Raw genomic sequence first — 25134 nt, 5'->3', positions numbered from 1 at the left:
CCCCTCCTATTTCTATAGTTTGAACGTATTAGACCATAAATAATCCGCTTGACGGATATGGTTGGATGATAGGACCACTTTATCTATTTTAAAAGATGATTCTGAGATTATAAGGTGATTGTTTTTAGAAATGAATCAGAAGCTATTCTCAAGGGTAATGAAATATATGATCCGTTTTGGAAAGTTTCTGCTTTTTTACGGGAATAATAACGTGGATATACTTGAAATGATAAGGTCGAACATTATCATCCATGAGGGGAGTACTTATGAATAGCTTCCGAAATGTCCTACGCAGAGTAAAGATCGTAAAGTTTTTCTCAGCTCTATATCGCTTTAAGCTGCTTCAATTCATTATCCCCGCAGCAGTGATTGCATTCATTTACTGGGAGGGCCGGAACGAGTTTAGGCGGATTGATTGGGTCGGGACTCTTCATACCCTTCACCATATGAAGCCAATAACCGTGCTTCTTCTGTTTGTATTCTCACTACTATCTGTCGCTTCAATTAGCTTATATGATTTCATCCTTCGTCATCATTTCAAATTACCCATAAGCTTCTGGGATACTTTCCGTTATTCATGGATTGCGAATACCTCGAATAGCGTAATCGGTTTTTCTGGCATTGCCGGAGCTGCACTGCGAACATTTTTGTACAGAAAACGTAAGATTTCTATGCAGACCATCACGGCTTCGATCGCGTTTCTCTCTACAATTACTATAACGGGTTTATCTGTACTCTCTTGGGCGGCTATTTTAGGAATATTGCCTATTCAAGCGGTTATAAAGACGCATTCTTGGACGCTTTATGCCGTGTGGGCAACGGCATTGTATTTACCTGGATATGTATTCCTGCAACGGACATCATTCTACACAAAGTGGCTGCATCGGAATCAAACTCGGATGAATACAGCAACTATCGCGAGTTCGATTGGAGCTTCCTTATTGGAATGGGCTTTAGCGGGAATTTCCTTCTGGTTGATTGGCTCCTGTCTGCTTCCCGGTCTTCCTCTTACGCAGGCGCTTGGCATCTATACGGTATCAGCCATTACAGGTTTACTAAGTATGGCTCCAGGCGGCATTGGCGGCTTTGACCTAACGGCTCTATTGGGGCTGCAGCAGCTTGGCTACCCCGCTGACAAGACAGCTGCTGTACTCGTCCTCTTCCGGCTGTTGTACTATATATTTCCTTGGATAATCGGCCTTGTTCTAGCTGTATACGATTTCGCAATGGATCGTGATAAAGAGAACGAACGAAGTTATGAAGGTATTGAGAGCGCTTTGACTAAATGGCAGAAAATATGGCACTTTCCAAACCAGTTTGGGTTAGTTAGTGAACTCGGGGCTTGGTCACTTGGTAAGCTTATATTTGCCTGTGGATTCGTACTGTTGTTTTCTGCCGCTACGCCTGGTCTTCTCAACAGGCTTCAATTTACGGAGGAGCTCTTATCCGCTCCGCTTATGAAATTGTCCCATCAATTAAGTGTCATTATCGGCCTTATGCTGATCGTACTTTCCTGGGGAATTTCACGTCGGGTAAAGCGTGCTTACAAGCTGACGCTTGTTCTTCTATGCGCCGGTGCTTTATTTACATTTGCAAAAGCATTTGATTTCGAGGAAGCTATCTTCCTGCTTATTGTGGCACTGCTGCTTTGGATTTCACGAAACCGTTTTTTCAGGATCGCTGCACCTTTCAGCAAGGAAAATGCAGCGCTGTGGGGATTAGTAACGCTTTTGGCTGCTTATATCTACGATGTGATTGCATCTGATATTCACCCTGCCCTACTTAAACATTTGCCACAGAATGCACTCGGTTCTTGGATCCTAAATCCATCTCAGCATGCTGCGGCAGCAATTGCTGGACTAATAATCGCTTGGTTAATGATTTCGCTTATTCTGATTTTAAGGCCAAATCGTTTGTCTAATAAAGGAGCTTCAGAATCAGAACGGAATAAATTACGTTCGTTCTTGGAATACGAACGAGGTAATTTACTGACCCATATGTTATTTGCCGGTGACAAAAGCTTTTTCTGGGCGAGTAATGATCAGGTTCTAATTCCTTATGCCATCATCAGAAGTAAATTCGTCGTGCTTGGTGATCCTATTGGTAAAGAGAGTTTAATTAGTGAAGCTATTCAGGAATGTCAGCGTTATGCAGACCTCTATAATTTGTCGGTCGTGTTTTATCAGGTTTCTCCACATTATCTTCCTATTTATCATGAGAATGGGTACCGTTTTTTTAAATTAGGTGAAGAAGCCTTAGTTCCCATTGAAGGCTTTACACTTAGTGGTAAACAAAATGGAAATTTGCGGAGTGTGCATAACCGGTTCATCCGTGAAGGGTTCCGTTTTGAAGTGCTGCAACCGCCCCATGAGAGCCATATAATTGAAAAACTTCGTGAAATATCACTAAAATGGTTGAAAGGAAAAAAAGAAAAAGGCTTTTCCCTCGGCTGGTTTGAAGAGTCCTACTTGCAGCTATCCGCTATTGCTATACTAGTCAATCCGGAAGAGGAGATCATTGCGTTTGCCTCCTTGGCTCCCAGTTATGATAATGGCAAAACCCTATCAGTCGATCTCATGCGCCATTATCATGATACTCCAAACGGAACGATGGATCATTTATTCGTCTGTTTACTGAAATGGGCCAAGGAACAAGGATACTTATCCTTTAGTTTGGGTATGGCACCGCTATCGAGCGTGGGACAAGCTCAAGCAGCGATCCGAGAAGAGAAGCTCGCCCATATTGTTTTTAAGCACGGAGGCTATTGGTACGGATTTGAAGGCCTTAGAAAATATAAAGAAAAATTTTCACCCGTTTGGGAACCTCGTTATCTTGCCTATTCATCCTCGGTATCCCTTCCGATTCTATTGTTGGAGTTGGTTAGATTAATTGCGAGGCGACCGAAAAAAGGCATTGATTAACTCTATACTTTCAAATAATGGGTAAGCATAATTACTTTAAATTTCAACAGTATCAAAAAAGAATCACCTTGCTTCTACTACTAACATTCTTAGTAGAAAGCAAGGTGATTTATAGAAAGAATGGCTTGTGTTAGTGTTGGTGTGATTTCTTTTTCTTATTTACATGTTTCACATTAGCAGATTTAGTATTTACAGTTTTAGGCTGCGACGACGATATCGTGGCAGCTTGTCCACTTGAAATTACACGACGTGCGGTGACGAAAGTCTTATCCCAAGTACTGCCAGCAAAATCAGAAATGGTAACGCCGATTCCAACTCTATACGTATGCAACAGTTTTCCGCCACCCATATAAATACTTACGTGATTAATAATTCCATCCCGATTTGTATCCGAGAATATTAAGTCGCCTGCTTGCAATTGATCTTTGGAAACGATTGTACCAACATTCGCTTGCTGTCTTGAAGAACGCGGAAGATTGATTCCATTTTGTTTGAACACATATTGAGTAAATGAGGAACAATCAAACACATTGGTACGTCCCCCTTGTGCGCCAAATTGATAGGGAACTCCCAGAAATTGTTTTCCTGTTGCAATAATATTGTCTGATACTGAGGTTGCGGTTGAAGCAGCAGCTTGAACGGGTTGAGGTGTTATTAGCATACTCCCGGAGAATGCAACTGAGAGACCGAGACTTATTCCCACTAATGTTTTGCCGATACGACTTTTGTTAGTATTGATCATAACGTCCTCCTTGTGAGCTGGTTATTAGTTCAAGCGGTTACCCAAAAACATCATAGCACAACAAAAAGAAGCAACAATTACCAAGGAGCTAGAAAACACTTTCAATACCTCGAATAAATGATCATTATTAAATTTTCGTGAAATTAGTTAACGAAAATTAACTTGACACTAAATAAAAAAAGACTGCAACGGAGGGATTTCCCCATTGCAGTCTTTATTTTGAAAATGATGGTGTTATCACCTTATTCCACAACACCTTACTTTATTGAATAATTAGGCTCGCTATAAAGGCTAGATCAGCAATGTCAATGATGCCATCATTATTAATGTCTGCTTTTTTGATTGAATTCCAATCTGGGCTTGTTGAATTTTTACCATAGCTGACAGCTATAATGGCGAGATCACCAATGGTTACTTTTCCGTCTCCGTTCATGTCACCCTTGATAGCTGCATGGACCGAGTTTTTGAAAACTTGCAGCGCTTGATTTAAGCTGCTTACAGCTAGATCAATCTCTGCTTGACTTACAGCGCTTTCGGATACAGCTTTGGCTGCATCAATTGCTGCCTTGAGTGCTGCTTTAGAACCGACAGGATATTGTCCTGGCGCACTGCCTTCCACCGCGGCATTTACTGCAGCCTGTGATTCGGCAATTAGCGAATGCAAAGCTTCTTTATTCAAGTCATTAGCGCTAGTTATTTGTACGTTATAGTTGACTGGGACAAGGGAGGTTTCCATACCCGCTGAGTTGGCAACTTGCGCACTAGAGAGTGTAATCGTTGTGCTTGCGGTCTCTTTGATCGCTTTCCAGTTCAATTGAAGCAATTCTCCATCGGTGTGGATGGCATGATCATTGCCTTGACTTGCCAGCAGAATACGAACTTGACCAGGGATATCCTTCTTAATATCAATGACCAGAAGACCTTCCTTCAGCGTTTCCGCTGAAACAAACTCTAGTTTATCAGGATCATAGTTGAATAATAGATCCTGTGCGTAGATAGCATCATTTAATTTGGTCGATACATGGGATAATCCAAAGTGCATCGCGAGGTTATTTCCTAGCGTTATGTGAGACATGCCCGTAAGAGTCCCAGTTATTTCGGTTTCAGTTGGAGGAATTGAATTGGGTACATCTGCCTCATACATGGTTAAATAGTCCAAATTCACATTGCCTATACTGTCATAATCAATACGGTAACTGATTACGTTTTTGCCTTCATTTAAACGAAGACGTTCAGACGCCGTAAACCATTCATCCCAACTGATTGCTGTTTTATCAGGGGCAATTGTTTTTACATGTATGCCATTTACATATACATTGATTTTGGCTCTTGCAGGCAATTGGGATGTAGGATTATTTGTAGATTCCCCATCCGCCTGTATGCCATAAGCATACCGAACACCAACGAAGTAATCACCGCTTTTTTGCGCGTTTACGACAAAACTAGCTTCAGCTCCGGATTTTTTGGGCAAGTGAATATATCCAGTTCCTTGATAATTGGCATGGCTGTTGTCGGAAGTAATATCGCCAAGGAGAATGGCATCTTCAGCTTGATACATATCACCTGGGCCTAAATCTCCAGAAGGCAAATCCTGCCACTCATAAGGAGAAATAGGTTTACCAAAATTAGGTGTTCCATCGTCGTTCCAGCTGATTCTCTTAATATTTACCTGACGCCACCAGTTACGTCCCGTATCTTTATATACCCGTGAATGATAAATCATCCAATCTTCCGTGCCGTCGACCGATTTCACAAAGCCTGCTCTGGCAGGTCCGGATACTTCACTGGTAGCAACGAAAACATCATTTGTACGGGTCCAGGAATTCGGGTTTAAAATATTGCCATCTGTATTTGTGAAATAAGATAAACGATAACCATTCGAAGCATAGTCGCCTTCTGACATGGTAATAAATACTTTCCCATCTTTTTGCAATACTCGAGGACCTTCTCCGCCGCCGCCTGGCAAGAAAGAGCGATCCACCGAAATCGTATAAGGATTATCCATTGGAGCAATAGCAGGACCGATTGGTTCGCCGGAGCCTAATGTGCCCCAAACCGCATATAATTGTCCTTTATAATCGAATACCGTAAAGTCATTTGCTTGTTTATATACGCCGTTTTCACCTGCATATATCGCGCCTTTATCCACATATTCTCCTTGCGGATCATCGGTTACGGATTCCAATACGGTAGCCATATGCTGATATCCAAAATCTTTTAAATCAGCACAATAGTAAATATACCATTTGCCGTCAAAGAAGAAGATTTCCGGAGCAAATATACGAGTTTGAGTTCCTTTTGAATCAAACACCATGACCTTCTCACCTTGGTCGGTAAGCGTTCGGGATTTGGATACATAAACTTTATTGTTGGAATCTAAGTTGCTGGAGGATACAAAATAATAAAATCCATTTTTATACGTTACGAATGGATCTTGCCCTTGATATAAAGGGTTATTGAATTTATTAAATACAGAAGAACTAGTGACACCCATTTCTTTCATATAATCGGAACGTGCAATCGATACGGTCTCAATGGCTTCGATTAATAATTCAGCCTTATCTCGATCGCTAATTTCTTGAGCATCAATTGTGCCAAGCAATTCCTCCGCTGAATGTTTGGCTGCTTTCAAGTTGTTTGTTGCGCTTTCTGATACTTTGTCTGCAAAGTTCTCTATTAAATAATCGATTTTTTGAATTTCTGCTGTTAGATCCGTTTTTTTAGTTGTAATCGTACGATCTGGCGGCAGATAGAGTGCGGATTCCGGAACGATCTCTCTATTCTGGCTAGCGCTTCCCCATTCCATTCGAAGCCAAGTACCGCCCCAGCCTTGTAGATATTCAATTTTGATATCATAATGCTTGCCTGCTTCCAAAGCAATGGGAGTGCTAGTCTGCGGGATTTCCCATTTTTGCTGCCAGAAATCAATGATCAGCTCACCATTAACCCATAATCTAAACCCGTCATCGCCCACCATATAGAAGGTATAATCCTCTGAATATGCAGGTACGATGGTTCCTGTAAAACGTGCTGTATTGTAATCGGGCGTTCCAGAAAATTGAGTAAAAATACTTGCGAAAGAATCACCGTTTAAATTTCCAATAGCTCTTTCACCTCGAAAATCATCGAAATTAAATACATTAATATCTTCTCGATTATTAGGGTTCCTTTCGCATTTGAAAAATTCACCAAGCAATCCGTGACCATCCATTGTTGAATCTGCAGCATTAACATTCATGGATATGTTAATCATGCCTGCAAAGAGGATGATGGCTATTAGTGCTCTTAATGCTCTCTTCATACATATTCCTCCAATTCTCTCATTCATTCGTGTAAACAAAGCAATAACACTTAGCACGAAAGTAAGTACCAAAGGCAGTCGTTTCGTTGCCCAATTCTAGTCCATAATGTTCCTCCATTTCGTATCTTCCTGTTTGCTTCAAACGTAACATATTTCATAAAATATATATTTGTAATATCCCGATTTTTTTTGTGATTTTCTACTCTTTTTAGCTGCGGCTCTCACTTCCACTTGACCTCGCCCCTTCATATTAAATTAACTTTATTTCAGATTGGCTGCCTGCGATAATGGATATAATTCAAGAATGCTAATGAGCATACATTTGAGAATAACATTTGGGAGAGTTGCTACTAATGAAAACCTACAAAAGCTCAACGGATAACTTACCCAAAAAGAGAATGCAAGCACTAATGGAAGTTCTAGTAGTATCAACAAAACTGGGACTGACCTCTTTCGGAGGTCCAGCAGCTCATTTGGGCTACTTTCATAACGAATACATCCGCAAACGTCAGTGGATGGATGAACGTAGCTATGCGGATCTTGTAGCACTTTGCCAATTTCTCCCGGGACCAGCCAGCAGTCAGGTCGGAATCGGCATTGGCGTTATTCGTGCGGGACTTCTCGGGGGTGTAACGGCCTGGCTCGGTTTTACGCTTCCTTCGGTTTTGGCTCTTATCATGTTCGCATTTCTGTTAAAGGGGTTTGATATTAGCAGTACAGGATGGATTCATGGGTTGAAAATTGTTGCCGTGGCGATAGTAGCTCAAGCTATTATTGGCATGGGTCAAAAACTTACACCGGATAAAAAACGAGTTACAATTGCTATTATTGCCTCTTCCATTACCTTAATGTGGCAGACAGTGTTCAGCCAAGTGCTCCTCGTTGTGGCAGCGGGATTAATAGGATTGTGGATGTACCGAAAAACGCCAGTTTTGGATGCATCGGATTTTTCGGTATCTATCAGCCGAGTATTTGCGATGTTATGTTTGTTCATTTTTCTCGTCCTTTTGTTTGTTCTGCCATTACTTCGTCAGTTTACAGATAACGGATGGATTTCCTTGTTTGACAGCTTTTATCGCTCTGGATCGCTTGTATTTGGTGGTGGACATGTCGTTTTGCCGATTCTAGAAAGAGAAACAGTGCCTGCAGGCTGGGTAAGCAAAGACGATTTCCTTGCCGGATATGGTGCAGCGCAAGCAGTTCCTGGGCCGCTGTTTACCTTTGCCGCTTACTTGGGAGTTATGGCTAAAGGTGTCCTCGGTGCCATAGTTGCCACATTTGCGATCTTTCTCCCCGCCTTTTTGCTTATTGTAGGTGCACTTCCGTTCTGGAATTCTCTTCGCAAGAGCTCACATATACAAGGGGCGTTAATGGGTATAAACGCTGCTGTTGTCGGAATATTGCTGGCTGCTCTATACAATCCGCTGTGGACGACAGCGATTAGGGAGCCCGCTGATTTTGCATTAGCATCTATTATGTTTATAATGCTTGTTTTCTGGAAATTGCCGCCGTGGGTAGTTGTCATTTCTGGAGCGGCAGGCGGTGTCCTGTTAGGCTTGTTCTGATTTGCTGAAACAAAAAATAAGCTGCATTCTGGCAGCCTGCGGCAGCCATGATGCAGCTTATTTTCTATATGTATCTATTCTCTCATAAAACCTTTCCCCACTGCTGGGGTTAAACCATACCTGCTGTTGAATACCCGTTGTTGGATCGATAAATATTTCATTGGTTTTCTGAAATCCTATTGGTGGTTGATTGGCTCGTTGTGTAAGACGCCTACGGCGATAAACATACGTACCAATTATACAAACGATAACGATCAACAATTGAATGGCGAAGTAGATACTCACGAAATAAGGCATAGCTAGATTTTCTCAGCTACAACCGCCGTACCGTAAGCGACGATCTCAGACATTGTTTGGCCGATCTCACCTGAATCAAATCGCATCATCACGATTGCATTCGCCCCCATCGCATGTGCATTTTGGATCATACGGTCAATAGCGACTTTACGAGCATCTTCAATCATTTCCGTATACTCTTTTATTTCTCCACCGAATAAGCTGCGCACAGAAGCTGTAATATTGCCCCCAAGTCCGCGACTTCTTACTACAACACCAAATGTGTGACCTATTACCTTATCAATATTATAACCCGCAATATTTTCTGTTGTGACTACCAGCATTATGGTCCCTCCCGTATTCGTTATGAAATGAACATATCACGGGAAGAACGCAATTGTCAAAAGCTTGAATATAAGCTTAAGTTGATTAAACAACCGTTTTTACACCAAATCCGATTAACATGACTCCTGTGGATTTTTGAAAAGCTTTTTGAAACTTAGGTTTTTTCAGCCATTTTTTCACATGATCCAATAAATAAACGACAATCAAAAACCATCCTACTGCAATTAACGTGAGGATTGATCCTAATAAAATTAGTTGTTGGTTGGTATCTCCATTAAGATCAATGAATTGCGGCATGAAAGTAATGTAGACCAAAACGGTCTTCGGGTTAAGAATATTACTGACTACACCTTGCAGATAGGATTCCTTACAATGGCGGCGGGATAGCTTCTCATTAGTACCCTGACTTTCTGCTTGAACATCCTCTATCGCTAATATGCTTTTAGTGAAAAATGCTCTTATCCCTAAGTAGAACAAATATGCAGCACCCAAATATTTGATTGTATTAAATAGAAATATGGACTGGGCTATGACAACCGACAACCCGAGAACGACAATAACAGTCCAGAATGTAAGACCTGTCGCCATCCCAAATATCGTATAACGCCCAGCTTTTGCTCCGTGGTTAAGCGTGTTTTTCATAATAAGTACCGTATCTGCACCGGGCAGCATAGACATCATAAGGGCCATCAGACTATATGCAATTAAGTTATCCATTCTACTTCTCCTTCTTGTCTTTGGAAACAAACATGCCATAATTTATCTCATGCAGCGGCTGCATGGACGATTATGCATAGTGGTAAATTCTCATATATTGCTTGGGAGTTAATCCAATCTGTCTTTTGAAAAATTTAGTCAAATGGCTTTGATCGCTAAATCCAGTTAAAAAAGTGACTTCAATCGGCTTTAAGCCTTGCTCCAGAAGTTTTTTCGCATGATTTACTCGAATCGTTTCCAAGTAGTAGTAAGGAGAGATTCCCATTTGTTTCGTGAATGATCTTAGTATGCGATACTTACTCCAGCCCGTTATGTCACTTAAATCATTAAGTGTTATTGTTTTTGCGTAATTTTCCTCCAAATACTTACACGCTGTTTTGATTTCGTGAGAGGCTTCAGACGCTTGTGAAAGAACCGTAAGGTCAGTATGTTTCTTAATGAGCTCTTCCATGAAATATAAGAATAACTCCTCCTTCTCAAACACACTCTCATCCTTTGAAAGCTTTAAATGAAGTTTTTTGAAATTGGCTATAAGCTCGCTTTGGAATAAAACGCTTTGATTAAAGCTTGGTTGGTCTTGGTTTCCATTAATTTCAAAAGCAAGCTTTTGCATTACTTCTGGTTTCACATTAATACTTCGATAATCGAGTGTTTTGCCATCTATTTGCTCGCAGCTGTGAGTTTCAAATGGGTTGAACAATAATAAGTCCCCTGGATTGATAATATATTGTTCACCTTTGCAAACTAAATGACGCTGCCCTTCTTCAATATAGCCGATTACATAATATTCATGAAAATGAGCAGGGAATTTTTGCATAATGCCCTTAAATCGATAGGCTTCTATATCTAAATCAGTATCAATATAAATCGTTCGGATTTCATTTAACATCCGGCTATCCCCCTATGCGGTCATGACCATTTTAACAATAACATGAATGAAAAAACTTTTCTTGTATGATATTGCGATTGCTGCAGATTCTTCTCCGCCTTACGGAACAAACGTCCAAACCCTTACGGCATTACGCACATAATCTATAATGTACTTTAAACATTAGGAGGTGAATGTTTGATGGGCGGTTTTGTTGGTGGAAATAATATTGGCATTATCTTGGTATTGTTCATTTTGTTGGTGATCATTGCTTGTAGCTGTGGTTTCTTTGGCGGCGGCTGTGGCGGCTACTAAATAAGTTCGATTTATTATATACGGGATTAAGGCTTCAAATAAATAAGCAAACATCGCAAAAGACTCATCCTATGGGTCTTTTGCGATTTAACATCTCTACAATAGAATCCATTCAAACGTGTTGAAATCATTACATAACATATAGAGACTAACGCTATTCGCCTGACTCTTCACCATCGAAGGGTCTTTTTTTTTGTAGTAAATAAATTATTATTATTATTAGTTATTGCTAATATTGAACTACTGATTCAAATAGCGTCTATTTCCTTTTATATAAGGCTAGTATCATATCAGGACAAACATCCAATCATTAAGCTCTATCAATACATATTCTACATGGTAGTCGGAACGTATGGAGGTGAATAATTGTTCGGTTGATTCAACTACAAACGTATTAATTGTATGTTACATGCATTCATGATGCCTATCTTTATTCAAAGATTCAAACAATATTTAAGTTATAAGGAGGTTAATAGAACCATGGAAAATAACGTTGGTACGATATTGGTCCTTTTTATATTATTGGTTATTATCGTTTGCAGTTTAGGAAGTGTTCGCGGCAATGAAAGAAACAACGAGGATAATTATTCGAACAATAACAATAATGTATATTAATTACGAAACTCTATTTCTTTAATTCTCGAACAGCATAAATGAGACGGCCCATTATTTTGGGCTTTCTTGTTTCTACCTTAAGGATTATTCCAGCGAGTATAACAATTATAGGAGGTTTTGAGATGAAATCTGACAAGGGAGGATTAACTGCTGATGATTTAGCCATAATAATTGCGATTTTAGTTGTTATTACAGACTGTGTAAAAGTATGGGCGCTAATGAAGGCAAAAGAAGACGGGAAATAAAAAGAAATGTATGGGCATATGTCTTTTAAGCAGCGGCCCTCTCCATACTTTCAATTCATGTTTGGAAGTCATATTGGAATTCTATGAAATCGACCTCATTAGCACCCAAAGTATGAATAAAATAATATCAATGATCTTTGTCGAATTTCTCATGAGTACATACTCGGACTCATCACTCAAGATGACCAATCAATAGTGTTAGACCCGAATGATGGATACGAATAACAAAAAGGACGATATCCCGAATAGTCACATGACTGCGGAATATCGCCCTTTCTTCATCTACTCTCTATTCTCTTAATTACGCAATTTCTGTCCATTATTACTTGATTACGGAATGCTGTGCGCGAGCGATCTGCGTCGCTTCAACCATATTGCGTAAGGATTGGACAGTTTCTTCTAATCCACGAGTTTTTAGTCCGCAGTCCGGATTAATCCAGAACAGCTCCGGATCCAACACGCGCAAGGCACGTTCGATCATGCTGGTCATTTCCTCCACTCGCGGTATACGCGGACTGTGGATATCGTACACGCCTAAACCTATGCCCAGCTTGTATGTGTTTAACTCGAAGCTATGAATCAGTTCACCATGACTGCGAGATGTCTCAATCGAAATCACATCCGCATCCATTGCTTCAATCGAATCAATCATGTCATGGAACTCACAATAACACATATGCGTGTGAATTTGTGTCGTATCTTGAACCGTACATGTTGTCATCCGGAACGCTTTGACAGCCCATTCCAAATAATTCGCTTGATCTTTTTCCTTAAGCGGCAGCCCTTCGCGAACGGCAGGCTCATCAACCTGAATCATTCCAATGCCTGCATTCTCAAGCGCCTCTACCTCTTGTCTAAGCGCATAGGCCAGTTGATAGGCGATTTGTTCACGCGTAATGTCTTCACGGACGAACGACCAGTTCATTATCGTAATGGGACCAGTCAGCATGCCTTTAACAGGATGTTCGGTCTTCGACTGCGCATACTTTGTTTCCTCGACGGTCATCGCTTCCTCGAACGCAACATCTCCAAATATAATTGGCGGTTTCACACAGCGTGAACCGTAAGACTGAACCCATCCATACTGTGTGAACGCGAAGCCAGCGAGCTTCTCACCGAAAAATTCGACCATGTCCGTCCGTTCAAATTCACCATGCACAAGTACGTCCAAACCTATCTCTTCCTGAAGTTTAATCCAGATATCGATCTGATCGCGGATGAAGCTGGCATACTGATCATTGTTCCATACACCTTTACGCCACTGTTGACGGGCATTGCGCACCTCTATGGATTGCGGGAAACTGCCAATGGTTGTCGTTGGAAAAATCGGCAATTGCCATTTTTTCTGTTGAACGATATGCCGCTCAGAGAATGGCAGATTACGTACTGGTTGCTGAGCACTAATAGCAGCTACGGCCTGCTGAATGTCATTACGATTACGCTCACCTGATTGCTTGAGTGCCAGAAGTGCATGCTCGCATCTTTCCAGTTCATCTGTGATGAATGCTTTTCCTGTGGAAATTGCCTTTGTTATAAGGACAAGCTCGTCCAGCTTCTCATCAGCAAATGCGAGAGCATCCTTTAGTTCAGTTACGAGCTTCGTTTCATTTCTCACCGTGACTGGAACATGCAGCAAGCTGCACGACGATTGGACGATTAGCTGGTTTGGCGTTACATGTTCATTTAATTTGTCAAGCAGTGCTAGTTTCTCGTGGAGAGACGCCTTCCAAATACCGCGGCCATCGATGATCCCTGCACCGAGTACCTTATCCGCAGGAAAACCCGATTTTTGAATCGACGATATATTGCCGGACAATCCATGTACGAAATCCAGCCCTATTCCTTTGACGGGCAATGTAACGATGTCAGTGTAGTTCTCTATGGACTCAAAATAAGTTTGAAGCATAATGTTAAGGCTAGGCACAGCAGCAGCGAACGCTCCATATATCGTCTTTAGTCTCTGGAGATCAGCGGCGTTTAATTTCGTTACTAGAATCGGTTCGTCAATCTGTACCCATTGAACCCCTTCCTGTGCCAGCTCTTGAAGGATCTTAACATATAGCGGAATCAATTTAGCCAGCCACTCATCGGTCTCTGATAGTTCATAACCTTTGGAAAGCTTGAGGAAGGTTAGCGGACCGACAATAACGGGCTTCCCTTCGATTCCGAGCTTTTCCTTAGCTTCTCGATATGCCAAGAGGGGTTTGTTCTCGGTAATAATCGGTGTTACTCCATCTAATTCAGGCACAATATAGTGATAGTTGGTATTAAACCACTTGGTCATTTCACTTGCTGTTGCTTCTTTCGTCCCACGGGCAATGCCATAATAGACAGACAATGGTACAACGCCGCTCTCATAAGCAAATCGCTTCGGAATAATGCCAAACATTGCTGCTGTATCAAGAATATGATCGTAATAGCTGAAATCATTTACCGGGATGAAGTCAATGCCCTTTTCTTGCTGCTTACGCAAATGATTCAAACGGATATTTTGAACTTGTGAATGAAACTCCGATTCTTCAAGCTTGCCTGACCAGAACGCTTCGAGCGCTTTCTTCCATTCTCGATCGGCACCAATACGTGGATATCCCAAAACACTGCTTTTCACCATCTAATAACACTCCTATACGAATTGTTACTAGAAAGATATCACGTATCAGTGGATATAGTGTAACTGGATTAAACTATATCTAGTTATAGCCTAAGGCTATATCGGAAGTGTTCATTCATTTATGATCACGGTGTTATCACTTGCTGCGTTGGATACTTGTCACTTTTTCTGAGCTAGAGTGTGTAATATTTAGATCAATAAGGATATTATGAATCGTATTTTGGGCAAGCCATGTATCTTCTGCCGGGGACATAGCTTTCCATTGACGGAAATGATATCGGTACAGATTATACTCCAAATTCATGACATCTGTTCTTCTTTTTAATCCTGTCTGATATAAATCCCTAATTTCTTTTTCTATGGCCTCCTTCGTTTTTTCGGTTAGCTCCTCCAGCCCCATTAAGTTATTTTTTGTCCGGCTGACGATATACCCTGTAGCCTTCATATCAACATTATAATGAGGCTTATCCTCGATATGGATCAGTTTCAGCTTTGTTTTGGGCTCATCAATTGCTATTTGTACAGTTGAGTCCTTCTTGCTAGGTATGGTGAGAGCCGCTCTTACTGATTCGGACTGTATCCAACGAAGTCCTGATAACTCCTTCAGGGGAATGTAACTTCGATAATATTCATTTTTAAGAAAAATCGCACCGTTAATCAACAATTTTGGCTCAGACGTGTTTTTTTCAGTCCATTGCTTCTTGTTTATAGCAAGCATCGGAATACAAGAAGTGAAGCCGGGCTCGTTGATCTGATTGATCAATCGATGAAGCTTAATCGACTTAATTAAAGAGGTCTGAGAATATATGCCTTCAGGCTCATGAAGAATCGTGCTGAGTGGGGACTGTCCGTAAAATCCAGTCGTGGAAAATATGTCCTTGATCGATTCATTTGTACCATATACCCAAGGTGTAAGGCGAAATTCGGAATATCGAACAAAACTATCGTATATGCTTCCAATTCCTTGTTTAAATGCTGCCTCGCTAATGACTATAGCCGTTAAGTGTCCCCAATAAATTCTCTCTTGCGCCGTTCGATAAAGATTAAACAGCGATTCTTCAAAATTATCCCCTACCCCCTCCCCAACCCAAATTTTTGCAGGTTGTTTCTGCCCATCAGCTGTTTTCGCAGCTGAGAAATAATCTATGAATTGTATATAGCCGTGATACTTTCCATCTTTATAATCTACGCCTATGGCAGACACATAGTTTAACTTTTCGATATCCTTGACGTCAGTCGTACAACCCGAAACGGAAACGGATATTGCTGTAAATAACAGAATGTATATCGATTTTCGTATCACCTAACTCACCTTTTCTGTTTATTTATCATCGATGAAGAGGGATGTGATCTTCTGAACGGATTGATTAAAAATGCAGCCAGAAAATCCTTTATTCGCAAGGAGGACACAGGCTCTAAATAAGCGAGACCAAAGGATTCAAGTCGGCAAAGATAGATCAAAATAGCGAACATGCTTAGGAAGAAGCCGTATATGCCCAGGTATGAGGATACTAACAAAATAATTAATCGCAGGAAGCTGACGGTACCCGATAAAGACTGATTAACCAAGCAAAAGGATGCCACTGCGGATATCGCTATAATGACAAGCAAGGTTGGTGATGCAAGTCCTGCTCGGATAAGCGAATCTCCGATAATAAGACCGCCAACAATTCCAATCGTTTGTCCTACTGCCTTCGGCAGCCGAACACCAGCTTCTCGAAGCAGTTCAAATTGGAATAATAGCAAAAGTGCTTCTAGGAACGTAGGCATCGGGACCCCTTCTCGGGAAATGACTACCGTTGCGAGTAAAGCGAATGGAATTTGGTCCAGATTTACAGTAGCAATAGCAATCCAGAAGCCTGGCAAGAAAATACTGAGCAGCAGGCCAATAATGCGCAGCACTCTTTGAAATATAACGCTGTAGTAAGGGAAATGAACATCTTCAGGCGATTTCAATAACTCCAAGAAATTGCTTGGCCCGATAAGCACCATTGGCGAACCGTCTACAATAATTGCAAACCTCCCGCGCAGCAGTGTTTCAATGACGAAATCAGGTCGTCCCATATAATCAAACAAGGGAAACAAGGAAAAGGTTCGATCTGACAACCATTGTTCCAGTTGACCGCTGCTTACAACGGTTTCTACTTCGAATGTTTCCAATCGTTTACGTACTTCCTTTATCATATCGGGATTAGCTTTATTGTTCAGATATAACAGGGACACCTTCGTCTTGCTTAAGCTGCCGATGACAAACTGCTCACTGAATAACATTGCCGTTTGCATCCGTTTTCTGATAAGGGATATATTGGTAAAGAAATCTTCTGTGAAAGCATCCTTTGGTCCCTTAATGGATATTTCCGTATTGGATTCTTGCAAGGAACGCTGCGGAACCTTGGAAATGCCAACTAGCCAAAAGTTAGCGCTTCCCTCCCGAAATATGATCAGGCTTCCAGTGAACAATCCTTCGACCATATCTCCGATCGTTTCTTTTACTTCAAGCAGAGGCAATTCATCGGAATTGTCAGAAGCATCGTTCAGATGGGAAAACGTATGATTTATATACTGGCAGACTCTGGTGAGGTATTCGTTAAGCTGCGTTTTATCAACCATACCTTCGCAGTAAAGCGCCGTTAATTTATCCGACATTTCAAATTCCGGAAGGGAAGGAAACTGGATATCTGAATAAGAGGAAAAAGATTGCTTCAGTTGCTCAGCCGTCAAGCTTTTGTTGCGCAGCTCGAATTCCAATTTCTCAAAAAGCATAGCTTCTTCAGGTGATTGATTCATAATAATTTCCTTTCCTTCCTTTGTGGAAAATAGGTTATGGCAAAAAGAGCGGCTGTTAAAAGTACACCGAAATAGAATGAATAGGTGTAATAGTAATTGTGAATCATTTCTTGCATCCAAATGTCGCTTATCATGAAAATCGAAGGAATAGACATAATCGCTACACTGCATAGCATTACCGTTTGTCGATACTTCGGGAATCTGCTTCCAATTAGATCATATATTAGATAGATCATAAGAGAGGTTCTCACTATGCTTCCAGCCATCAATTGAAATGCAGCTAAAAAGTCCACATGAGAAATATGACGTCCGATCATAACCAGTCTCCATTGTTCGAAGGCGGGAAATCGCATATTTGCAGCTTGTGAAGGACCAAATGCGGCAATGGATCCCATTGTAGGACCAATAATGAGGCCCACTAACAAGGTAAGCAGTACAAAAACACTGCCATAATTCAGGGGCTTGCTCAGTTTATGTTGCAAGAACAGCAGCACGAGCAAATCGATGCTTCCGCCAAATACAATAACCCCGCCTTGCAGTCCAGGATTTATTCCTTCCGTTAAGATAGGAAATAACATACCATAGTCCTTGCTGCCCCTTGTGGACACAGCTACGCCTATTCCCAACAGCCATACGATCGGCAATAATAAAGATGACATATACATGATCGTTTTGAGTCCTGACCTTGCCGCGCTGTATGAAATAAAGATAAAACTGAGAATGACAATGATATTGGATGTTCTAGGGAGAAAATAGATGCTTACATTTTTTGTTGTATCATAAATGATCAGCATTCCCGCGGATAGTAAATATATAGCGATCGCTCCACCAATAATCCAGAAACCAACGTTTCCAAGTCGGCCACTAAGCCAAGTATTGAACGATAAAGTATGCATGGATTTGAGAATCAGATAAAGGATAAAGCTCCAACCTGTTAATATCAGGTACGCAAACAAAATACTGATCCAAGCATCTCTTCCCGCAGCTTTAAGGAGATGCGGAATGATAAGCACATGATTCGAGATACCAAGCGACAGCAACAGCAAGAACATCATTTGCAATCTAGAAAAGGATACCTCCACTGCTACTCCTCCAGGTTATGGGTATAATATCACCTGATAGGATCCCCTTACTTGGGAAGATTATGCATAAAAAAAGGTCGATCATCACTCTTGTGAGATCAACCTTGCATCTTATGTTTTTTGTATTAATATGATCTTTTAGAAATTAGACATTGGCCAATCGGCTACAATAAACTGTTTTTTAAAGGTCAAACCCATGTATTTGTATGTAACCATTACTTCATTAATCTGTTGATTACTAATGATTCGAATTCCATAAGCTATAGGGGTACCCGGATTTTCTGTTATTTTTTCCATGTATGTCGGTTATAGGTTTCAAAAGTTAATTGCCCATCTAGTTTGTCTCCCATGAGATTGCACACTCCTAAAGGCAGTACGTAATATTACACTCATCACTTGATTGTACCTTTTATTAGTAATAATGGAAATAAAAAAAGGTTTACAAAGTCTGAATAGACTCTGTAAACCTCTTATTCTCTACGATTCGTGTTTTCCTTGTAAATGGCCTATAAATTTTTCCAAAGCGGCAATATCTGAGATGTTCTTGTTGCAGGTGTCGCTGTTCACACACATATAATTGCCAATCGCTTTGTAGTAGTCAGGCGAAGCATTAGCTGGCTTCGATTTAGAAATCGCCGTAAATAAAGCGACCTCTTCATGACGATTACACAAGAAACAAACGCTTTTCTTATTAGTGGGTGTAAATTTCCCTTCAATGCCAATATGCTGTCCGTTTTGCTGATACACAATAAACATCTTATTCGATGCAATATCAGTCCAGCCCATGTACGTAACGTAACGGTAATCCATAGCATCCAAATCGGGAACCTTCAGCTTTTTTACTTTGGGAAAAAGCTTCTTGATTTGTGCAGCTGAAAGCTGTGGAAATTCAGTCATATATGGTTCCAAAGAAAGCAAGTAGCGCTGGAAATCTTCCGATTTATTCAACGTTGAGAGCTTCTCCAAATATTGTTTTTGAAGCTCTGTTGCTTCCGGGAAAGCTTCTATCATTTTAATAAGCGTGCTGGACCTGACCGCCTCCACCACTTTTCGATCGGATACGGTATTGCAGGCATTTTGCAGCAGACTCGCCTGTTTTTTTATCAAGTTATATTGATGGTTTCTAATAAATGGTTTATCCATTGCTTTTCAGCTCCTTGTTTATAATGAAGAAATAGCAGGAGCAAAGCCTAGTATTAGAAACGATATTAGCTTCTATTGGGCGACATCATTTCAGTCCGACCCCATGCAAAGTATCGCCCTTATATTAGGCTTTGCATGAGCAGATTCTTATTCCGGCAATCTGATTTGCCATTCCTATCGCCTCCCTTTCTCTACATTATAAAATAAATCCCGCAAATGCCGCAACTTCCAGTCAGCTTACATTTACATGGTATGTGTTTCTATTTATTTATTGATTCAATACAATTGCGGCAAATACAAGCTTTCCCTCGTACCTCCACTTGAATTTGATCAATGAGCTCTTGCGGAACTTTCGTATGAAAACACCAGCACTCCTGGCTTTCAACGCTGCACCTATTTAAGTTTCCACATAAGGGACAACGCTGATCATCTAATTTACCTTCTTTGTTGTTCAAATTGTTTAGCTCCTCTATCAGCTATATCCAATCCAAGGAATCTTAATTTCTTTCTAGCATTTTTACAGTGCCGTCACTGTATCCGACAATAATTTTATGGGCGTGCTTAATAAAGAGCCCATTGTCAACAACCCCCGGGAGGCTGTTAAGTTGGTACCCTAACTGTTCTGGCTCACTAATTGTACCAAATGCACAATCTGCTATATAATTTCCGTTATCTGTTATAAAGGGTTCTTCCCCATTCATCCGAAGTATAGCCGTACAGCCCAGATCAACGATCTGCCTAATCGTAAACTCGCATCCAAACGGTACGATTTCAACGGGCAATGGGAATGCTCCTAAATGCTCAACCATTTTACTTTGATCCACAATAACAATCATCTGGCTGCTTGCTGTTGCGACGATTTTCTCGCGGAGTAGAGCGCCGCCACCGCCCTTTATCATATTCATGTTCGGATCAACTTCATCTGCGCCATCAATTGTAATGTCGATTTGTTTAGGAAGTTCTGCAAAAGTTATGATTGGGATTCCAGACTTTTGCGCCAATTCCTCTGTTTGTTTGGAAGTTGCCACCGCTCTAATTTGGAGCCCTTCTTGAACTCGCAAACCTATCTTCCTTATTGCCCAGTAAGCGGTTGAACCCGTACCCAACCCGATAACCATGCCGTCTTTAATATAATGAACTGCGCTCTCAGCAGCTAACCTCTTCGACTCCATAACATTCCCTCCCTCTTTGGGTCATATATAAGTATTATAACCTATTAAGCTCGCGAATTTTATTATCGGTAGATTCCGATTATGTAAGGTGTTTATGACACGGGGGAAAACGGATATAGATTTCCATTTAAACTAAAGGATGCTTGGCCTGTTTCTTCTGATACGATAATGACCAGCGCATCGGTTAATTCAGATAGTCCCAGTCCTGCCCGATGCCTGGTACCCAATTTCTTCTGTTCCGATACCCTGTTGGTTAGGGGAAGTACATTTCCTGCAGAAACGATTTGATCGCCCTGAATGAGTACTGCACCGTCATGTAATGGGCCGCCAGGAATGAATATAGATTCTAATAATAAATGGGTCAGGGTTGCAGCAAGATTAACTCCTGGTGTCACAAACGGACCGATAGGATCTGATCTTTCTACAATAAGAAGCGCTCCATGGCGACGATGAGATAAATTGGAAATCGCTTTAGATAATTCGTTATATTTATCGGTATAGGGAGCAAGATAACATTTCAAGTAGAAGGTGGATGCAAGTGATTCCGTTTCTATAAACTTCTCTTTAGCATGATGAAACTCATTCAACAAACAATTGGTATCACTATGTTCTAATCCCTTTATCAAGGTCTCAATCGATAAACTTAGTTGTTGTAAACGATCCTTTACTTCCACCTGCATTGGAGAAAAATCACATTTGTTTTCATCCATGCGCTCACCCTCTCTCAAATAACTGCCGCTAGTCGCATACGATTACTACTATTCTGCTTAACTCCCCTTCTTTTATACATGAACATCCCGACGATTACGGCTTTAGTTACATCTGTTAATAAAAAAAAGCTGTCTCCTTATGAGACAGCCAGCCTGCAGCACTCCACTTTTATATGTCCATCGATCCGATACTTCTTTTCGAGATCAGAACATGGCTCTGGATCGATGATTAGAGGTTTTGAAAGGGAGGAATCATTCATATAGGGATTGTTATTTTGTTCATTATATAGTTGAAGCTCCTTAACCAGCCTTACAACTTCGTCATCGATGCAAACATCGTTCATTTCATCCTCTTCAACAATTTCCATTCCAACAGCATGTTCCAATCGGATAAAGTCACCATTCACATCGTTGTAAGACAAAGAAATAACAATCGTCTTGCTTCCACAGCTAACTGGTTCACTTGTGTAAATCTCAATGAAGAAGGCGTCTGTCTTATTAGGTTCATAGATAACAATTTCTCCAGCATCATCCTCAAAAAAGCTGCTGAGATTGCGCCTGCGATATAAGCCCGGAGGGAGCTTGATTTGAACTCGAACATTCTGAGCATCGCCAATCGGATGCAATTGAATCCATAAATGATTCATTCCTTCATGGTTTTCCAGCTTTGACTTTGCTTTTCTCACAGAAATCATTAAATATCCCTTCCTTTCACTAATTGTGATACAGTCTCTATTATTTTCGATTTAAGTTCTGGAGAAGTTTGAGAATTGAACGAAATAAAGACATCCTCGCTAATCCTATGCGTTTCATGATTCATCATTTGTTCGGTTTGATAAAGGGGTAATTTTTCACCGATTTTTATTATTTCATCCATGGTTAGCTCATGTAATTTTTCCTGGATGCCAGATAAGGTTTCCCCACATTTCGATAAAGTTAGAATAGCTCGAAAATAATGAAGATGATTATCGGTATACACTCGTTTGTTGCCAACGAGCTCTAAAGACGGTATGACTCCAATTTGAGTGTAATATCGGACCGTTCTTAAATTCATCTGCGAATCTTCCTTTTGCAATATCTCAGCGATTTGCTTTGCTGTGTAATGATTCATCTGAACTCACCTTCCTTTACATTCTTGTATAACTATTACACTTAACTGTATTATATACAGTATACTGTAACAGTATGCGTATTGTAAATAAAACCAGAATTCTAAAGACGTTCTTCTTTAGAATTCTGGTTTGGTCAGGAGCTATCCATTTATGGATCGTGGGTGATGACTGAGATTACGTAATAATGGCTCATCGATTGGAATTTCGAGTTGTTTTAGCGCTAGCAGCACAGCTCCGGCTGCGGGTGAGAATTTTGGTTGTATAAGACGATATTTTTTGTTCTTACCCTCATTCATTCGAATAGCGAGTGAAGACTGGAAATATGGACTATTGACTACGCTTCCAATTAAAGAAACCTTAATTTCTGGTTCCACTCCGACTGCTATCTGATGAATTGCTCGATCACAAACGAGTTTAGCCAATTTACAATTGTTTAATGCCGCAGCAGTTATGGTTGGTGCGAGTTGTGCAAACCGCTTATCGCGCTCTCTCTTAGCTGCAGCAAAGCCGTATCGTGCGAGCTGCGACATCTCTTCGACCGAGGATACGTTCCAGTGCTTAACAATATCACGCACCAATTCTTGATCGCTTTCATCGATATTGCCGGCTAATAGTTCAAAAGTGGCGTCGTAAGCTAGAAATCTGGCGGCACTAGCTGCATAATGAGTCAGATCATAATTTTTGATCCGCTGACCTTCTTCATTAATTGCGTATATATTAGAACCTGTTCCAGCTATTACTACAATGCCAGGTTCGGTGAGTAGAGCGCCACTGTGGGCTACAACTGCATCGTTGACATGCTCCTTCCGGCAATTCAATCCCTCTAATTCGGTCAATGGAACGACCCATTCAAGGTCGGAATCGGAATCTAAGCCTGCAATTCCTGCCGTCAAAGCATGTACTTGTTCTACCTTCTTCCCCGATAGGTGCAATGCTTCTTCGATTGCCTGATGTACATTTTGTTTCGCTTGCAAATCTTTATAGATGGAAGAAGCGCCTTTCTCAATGTAGGACAATACATTTCCGTTTAAGTCCACGGCCATTACTCGCGTGTGGGTGCCTCCGCCATCTATTCCAATAACGATATCTTTCGATAGCTGCTCCATCATTCTTTTCTCCCGTCAAATGTGAATAAAATCGGTTCTGTATGTATCTTCATTATTAAAATTCTCTGTTGGATGCATCAATCCTCCCACTATAAAAAACAAAGATCCTCTTTAAATAGAGGATCTTTGAGTCGATTCATATTTTGTATTGCCGCTAAATGAGCATATCTACAATTAGAAATAAGTTCAAAGAGACAACGATGCCTGCAATGATCCATGCTAACACTTTAGTAACTGATCGATTGGCAAGCTCCCCCATTATTTTTTTGTTATTTGTAAATAGGATGAGTGGAATCAAAGCGAAAGCAATACCGAAAGATAGGATTACCTGACTCATGATTAGAGCTTTTGTGGCGTCGATGCCACTCCAGATGATTACAAGAGGAGGAATCGTTGTAATCGCTCTGCGCACATATAAATTAATACGTTTCTTGATAAAGCCCTGCATAACCACATCACCTGCCATGGTTCCAACTGAGGCACTGGCTAGGCCAGCAACAAGCAGGCTAAGGCCAAACAGCATGGCGGAGAAAGGTCCAACTAATTGTCCGAACTGATGAAACGCTACCTCTAGATCTTCTACATCAAGACCGTTTTTGAAAAATAATGCTGCTGAGATGACTACCATAGCCAAATTTACTGCACCAGCTATCACCATTGCAAAGACGATATCGAATAGTTCCATTTTGTAAATCCGTTTTTTCTCACGATGATTTCGTCCGACAATCCTTCTTTGGGTAAGTGAGGAATGAAGATAAATGGCATGCGGCATAACGGTTGCTCCAAGTATTCCAGCAGCAAGTAAAACACTGTCAACCCCTTGAAACTTTGGTGTTACCATACCTGCGGCCATTGCGCCGATATCGGGCTTGGCGAGTATGACTTGAAAAGCAAAGGCCAATGCAACAATCAGAATCATAGCACTGATCCCTGCTTCAAATGTACGTACTCCTCGTCGCTGCAGTTCAAGGATGGCAAAAGAGCCTACAGCTGTAATTAAAGCAGCCATCAGCATAGGAATGTCAAACAATAAATAAAGCCCTAATGCTGCTCCTATAAATTCTGCTAAGTCGGTTGCAATGATGACGAGCTCACTCTGAACCCATAGAAATAACGAAACCTTCTTTGGAAGTTGTTCACGCGATACTTCCGGAAGATTCTTTCCTGTGGCGATTCCAAGCTTGGCTGATAAGGCTTGAATTAATACAGCCATTAAGTTGGAAAAGACAATGACCCATAGCAGAAGATACCCATACCGGGAACCTGCCGTAATATTTGTTGCGAAATTACCGGGATCGAGATAGGCAACAGCAGCTATGAAAGCAGGACCAAGGAATGGAAGAAATCTTGTCAATCCTTTCCCTCCTCCACTAAGTACGGACTCCGTATTCAGTGTATCCCTTTTCTTTTTTATTATGATTTGAGTTTCATTTTGTTGTTTTAATGGTTCAAGCATAGGTGTTCCTCCAAGCTTAGTTTGTCTTTGTGCAATTAAGTTTAT

22 protein-coding genes are annotated in these 25134 nt (G+C 40.9%); 5 read left to right on the top strand and 17 right to left on the bottom strand.

Annotation, left to right across the window (positions count from 1 at the left end):
* Positions 1–266: 266 nt before the first annotated feature.
* Positions 267–2921 (top strand): bifunctional lysylphosphatidylglycerol flippase/synthetase MprF, encoded by a 2655-nt coding sequence (gene mprF / locus CEF13_RS14330; protein ID WP_102711355.1) that lies wholly within the window; start codon positions 267–269, stop codon positions 2919–2921.
* 130 nt (positions 2922–3051) lie between these two features.
* Here the strand turns inward: mprF and CEF13_RS14325 are convergent, their stop codons facing one another.
* Together CEF13_RS14325 and CEF13_RS14320 are read right to left on the bottom strand one after the other, a co-directional pair.
* A complete protein-coding gene (locus tag CEF13_RS14325; RefSeq protein WP_102711353.1) occupies positions 3052–3663 on the bottom strand; it encodes a C40 family peptidase in 612 nt (203 codons plus the stop codon).
* A 262-nt stretch (positions 3664–3925) separates the two neighbouring features.
* On the bottom strand, positions 3926–6964 hold the full coding sequence (locus CEF13_RS14320) for a family 43 glycosylhydrolase (protein ID WP_166742792.1): 3039 nt from the start codon (positions 6962–6964) through the stop codon (positions 3926–3928).
* A 353-nt stretch (positions 6965–7317) separates the two neighbouring features.
* Here CEF13_RS14320 and CEF13_RS14315 point away from each other — a divergent pair, with 353 nt between their 5' ends.
* Positions 7318–8529, top strand: coding sequence for a chromate transporter (locus CEF13_RS14315; protein ID WP_243864469.1), 1212 nt, complete (start codon positions 7318–7320; stop codon positions 8527–8529).
* A 299-nt stretch (positions 8530–8828) separates the two neighbouring features.
* Here CEF13_RS14315 and CEF13_RS14305 read toward each other — a convergent pair whose 3' ends face one another.
* From CEF13_RS14305 to CEF13_RS14295, 3 genes are all read right to left on the bottom strand, one after another.
* Positions 8829–9149, bottom strand: coding sequence for a heavy metal-binding domain-containing protein (locus CEF13_RS14305; RefSeq protein ID WP_102711347.1), 321 nt, complete (start codon positions 9147–9149; stop codon positions 8829–8831).
* 85 nt (positions 9150–9234) lie between these two features.
* Positions 9235–9867 (bottom strand): homoserine/threonine efflux transporter, encoded by a 633-nt coding sequence (locus CEF13_RS14300; RefSeq protein ID WP_102711345.1) that lies wholly within the window; start codon positions 9865–9867, stop codon positions 9235–9237.
* 70 nt (positions 9868–9937) lie between these two features.
* Positions 9938–10756 carry an AraC family ligand binding domain-containing protein gene (locus CEF13_RS14295; RefSeq protein ID WP_102711343.1) on the bottom strand — a complete coding sequence of 273 codons (819 nt, stop codon included), beginning with the start codon at positions 10754–10756 and terminating at the stop codon, positions 9938–9940.
* A 180-nt stretch (positions 10757–10936) separates the two neighbouring features.
* On the opposite strand from CEF13_RS14295, the gene yjcZ reads away from it, so the two are divergent.
* The 3 genes from yjcZ (at position 10937) to CEF13_RS29485 (ending at position 11910) form a co-directional block, all read left to right on the top strand.
* Entirely contained in the window at positions 10937–11050 is a 114-nt protein-coding gene (gene yjcZ / locus CEF13_RS28520; protein WP_146022714.1) for a sporulation protein YjcZ, read from the top strand.
* A 480-nt stretch (positions 11051–11530) separates the two neighbouring features.
* Positions 11531–11665 (top strand): hypothetical protein, encoded by a 135-nt coding sequence (locus CEF13_RS29490; RefSeq protein WP_279588862.1) that lies wholly within the window; start codon positions 11531–11533, stop codon positions 11663–11665.
* Between the two features lie 122 nt (positions 11666–11787).
* Complete coding sequence (locus CEF13_RS29485) at positions 11788–11910, top strand: hypothetical protein (RefSeq protein ID WP_279588861.1); 123 nt, start codon at positions 11788–11790, stop codon at positions 11908–11910.
* A gap of 322 nt (positions 11911–12232) precedes the next feature.
* Here CEF13_RS29485 and metE read toward each other — a convergent pair whose 3' ends face one another.
* The 12 genes from metE to CEF13_RS14235 form a co-directional block, all read right to left on the bottom strand.
* Entirely contained in the window at positions 12233–14521 is a 2289-nt protein-coding gene (gene metE, locus CEF13_RS14290) for a 5-methyltetrahydropteroyltriglutamate--homocysteine S-methyltransferase (RefSeq protein ID WP_102711341.1), read from the bottom strand.
* A gap of 136 nt (positions 14522–14657) precedes the next feature.
* A complete protein-coding gene (locus tag CEF13_RS14285) occupies positions 14658–15824 on the bottom strand; it encodes a Ger(x)C family spore germination protein (protein ID WP_102711339.1) in 1167 nt (388 codons plus the stop codon).
* Positions 15825–15829: 5 nt separating this feature from the next.
* Positions 15830–17308, bottom strand: coding sequence for a spore germination protein (locus tag CEF13_RS14280; RefSeq protein ID WP_243864468.1), 1479 nt, complete (start codon positions 17306–17308; stop codon positions 15830–15832).
* Complete coding sequence (locus tag CEF13_RS14275) at positions 17305–18390, bottom strand: GerAB/ArcD/ProY family transporter (RefSeq protein ID WP_102711336.1); 1086 nt, start codon at positions 18388–18390, stop codon at positions 17305–17307. The genes CEF13_RS14280 and CEF13_RS14275 overlap by 4 nt, the downstream gene beginning before the upstream one ends.
* A gap of 477 nt (positions 18391–18867) precedes the next feature.
* Positions 18868–19533 (bottom strand): FusB/FusC family EF-G-binding protein, encoded by a 666-nt coding sequence (locus CEF13_RS14270; protein WP_102711334.1) that lies wholly within the window; start codon positions 19531–19533, stop codon positions 18868–18870.
* Positions 19534–19793: 260 nt separating this feature from the next.
* The gene (locus tag CEF13_RS14265; protein ID WP_166742791.1) at positions 19794–19988 is read right to left on the bottom strand and encodes a cysteine-rich CWC family protein; all 195 of its coding nucleotides are present in this window, start codon (positions 19986–19988) and stop codon (positions 19794–19796) included.
* Between the two features lie 42 nt (positions 19989–20030).
* Entirely contained in the window at positions 20031–20705 is a 675-nt protein-coding gene (rpiA, locus tag CEF13_RS14260; RefSeq protein WP_102711330.1) for a ribose-5-phosphate isomerase RpiA, read from the bottom strand.
* 92 nt (positions 20706–20797) lie between these two features.
* Complete coding sequence (gene cdaS / locus CEF13_RS14255) at positions 20798–21415, bottom strand: sporulation-specific diadenylate cyclase CdaS (protein ID WP_102711328.1); 618 nt, start codon at positions 21413–21415, stop codon at positions 20798–20800.
* A gap of 137 nt (positions 21416–21552) precedes the next feature.
* Positions 21553–22110, bottom strand: coding sequence for a hypothetical protein (locus tag CEF13_RS14250; protein WP_102711326.1), 558 nt, complete (start codon positions 22108–22110; stop codon positions 21553–21555).
* Positions 22110–22526 (bottom strand): MerR family transcriptional regulator, encoded by a 417-nt coding sequence (locus CEF13_RS14245; protein ID WP_102711324.1) that lies wholly within the window; start codon positions 22524–22526, stop codon positions 22110–22112. Before CEF13_RS14245 ends, CEF13_RS14250 begins: the two co-directional genes overlap by 1 nt.
* A gap of 141 nt (positions 22527–22667) precedes the next feature.
* Positions 22668–23636 carry a BadF/BadG/BcrA/BcrD ATPase family protein gene (locus tag CEF13_RS14240; protein WP_102711322.1) on the bottom strand — a complete coding sequence of 323 codons (969 nt, stop codon included), beginning with the start codon at positions 23634–23636 and terminating at the stop codon, positions 22668–22670.
* Between the two features lie 151 nt (positions 23637–23787).
* Entirely contained in the window at positions 23788–25089 is a 1302-nt protein-coding gene (locus tag CEF13_RS14235) for an Nramp family divalent metal transporter (RefSeq protein WP_102711320.1), read from the bottom strand.
* Positions 25090–25134: the final 45 nt, after the last annotated feature.

It is taken from the genome of Paenibacillus castaneae (genome assembly GCF_002884445.1).
Classification (GTDB): Bacteria; Bacillota; Bacilli; order Paenibacillales; family Paenibacillaceae; genus Pristimantibacillus; species Pristimantibacillus castaneae.
The sequence above is the reverse complement of the archived record's forward strand: the minus strand, read 5'-3'. Positions and strand labels throughout refer to the sequence as shown.

Bases quoted from the DNA above. Each gene is read 5' to 3' on its own strand.
- CEF13_RS14270 (WP_102711334.1), bottom strand. From the start codon at position 19,533: ATGGATAAACCATTTATTAGAAACCATCAATATAACTTGATAAAAAAA.
- rpiA (WP_102711330.1), bottom strand. From the start codon at position 20,705: ATGGAGTCGAAGAGGTTAGCTGCTGAGAGCGCAGTTCATTATATTAAA.
- CEF13_RS29490 (WP_279588862.1), top strand. From the start codon at position 11,531: ATGGAAAATAACGTTGGTACGATATTGGTCCTTTTTATATTATTGGTT.
- CEF13_RS14300 (WP_102711345.1), bottom strand. From the start codon at position 9,867: ATGGATAACTTAATTGCATATAGTCTGATGGCCCTTATGATGTCTATG.
- cdaS (WP_102711328.1), bottom strand. From the start codon at position 21,415: ATGGATGAAAACAAATGTGATTTTTCTCCAATGCAGGTGGAAGTAAAG.
- CEF13_RS14235 (WP_102711320.1), bottom strand. From the start codon at position 25,089: ATGCTTGAACCATTAAAACAACAAAATGAAACTCAAATCATAATAAAA.
- CEF13_RS29485 (WP_279588861.1), top strand. From the start codon at position 11,788: ATGAAATCTGACAAGGGAGGATTAACTGCTGATGATTTAGCCATAATA.
- CEF13_RS14320 (WP_166742792.1), bottom strand. From the start codon at position 6,964: ATGAAGAGAGCATTAAGAGCACTAATAGCCATCATCCTCTTTGCAGGC.
- CEF13_RS14280 (WP_243864468.1), bottom strand. From the start codon at position 17,308: ATGAATCAATCACCTGAAGAAGCTATGCTTTTTGAGAAATTGGAATTC.
- metE (WP_102711341.1), bottom strand. From the start codon at position 14,521: ATGGTGAAAAGCAGTGTTTTGGGATATCCACGTATTGGTGCCGATCGA.
- CEF13_RS14250 (WP_102711326.1), bottom strand. From the start codon at position 22,110: ATGATTTCTGTGAGAAAAGCAAAGTCAAAGCTGGAAAACCATGAAGGA.
- yjcZ (WP_146022714.1), top strand. From the start codon at position 10,937: ATGGGCGGTTTTGTTGGTGGAAATAATATTGGCATTATCTTGGTATTG.
- CEF13_RS14325 (WP_102711353.1), bottom strand. From the start codon at position 3,663: ATGATCAATACTAACAAAAGTCGTATCGGCAAAACATTAGTGGGAATA.
- CEF13_RS14245 (WP_102711324.1), bottom strand. From the start codon at position 22,526: ATGAATCATTACACAGCAAAGCAAATCGCTGAGATATTGCAAAAGGAA.
- CEF13_RS14295 (WP_102711343.1), bottom strand. From the start codon at position 10,756: ATGTTAAATGAAATCCGAACGATTTATATTGATACTGATTTAGATATA.
- mprF (WP_102711355.1), top strand. From the start codon at position 267: ATGAATAGCTTCCGAAATGTCCTACGCAGAGTAAAGATCGTAAAGTTT.
- CEF13_RS14315 (WP_243864469.1), top strand. From the start codon at position 7,318: ATGAAAACCTACAAAAGCTCAACGGATAACTTACCCAAAAAGAGAATG.
- CEF13_RS14240 (WP_102711322.1), bottom strand. From the start codon at position 23,636: ATGATGGAGCAGCTATCGAAAGATATCGTTATTGGAATAGATGGCGGA.
- CEF13_RS14305 (WP_102711347.1), bottom strand. From the start codon at position 9,149: ATGCTGGTAGTCACAACAGAAAATATTGCGGGTTATAATATTGATAAG.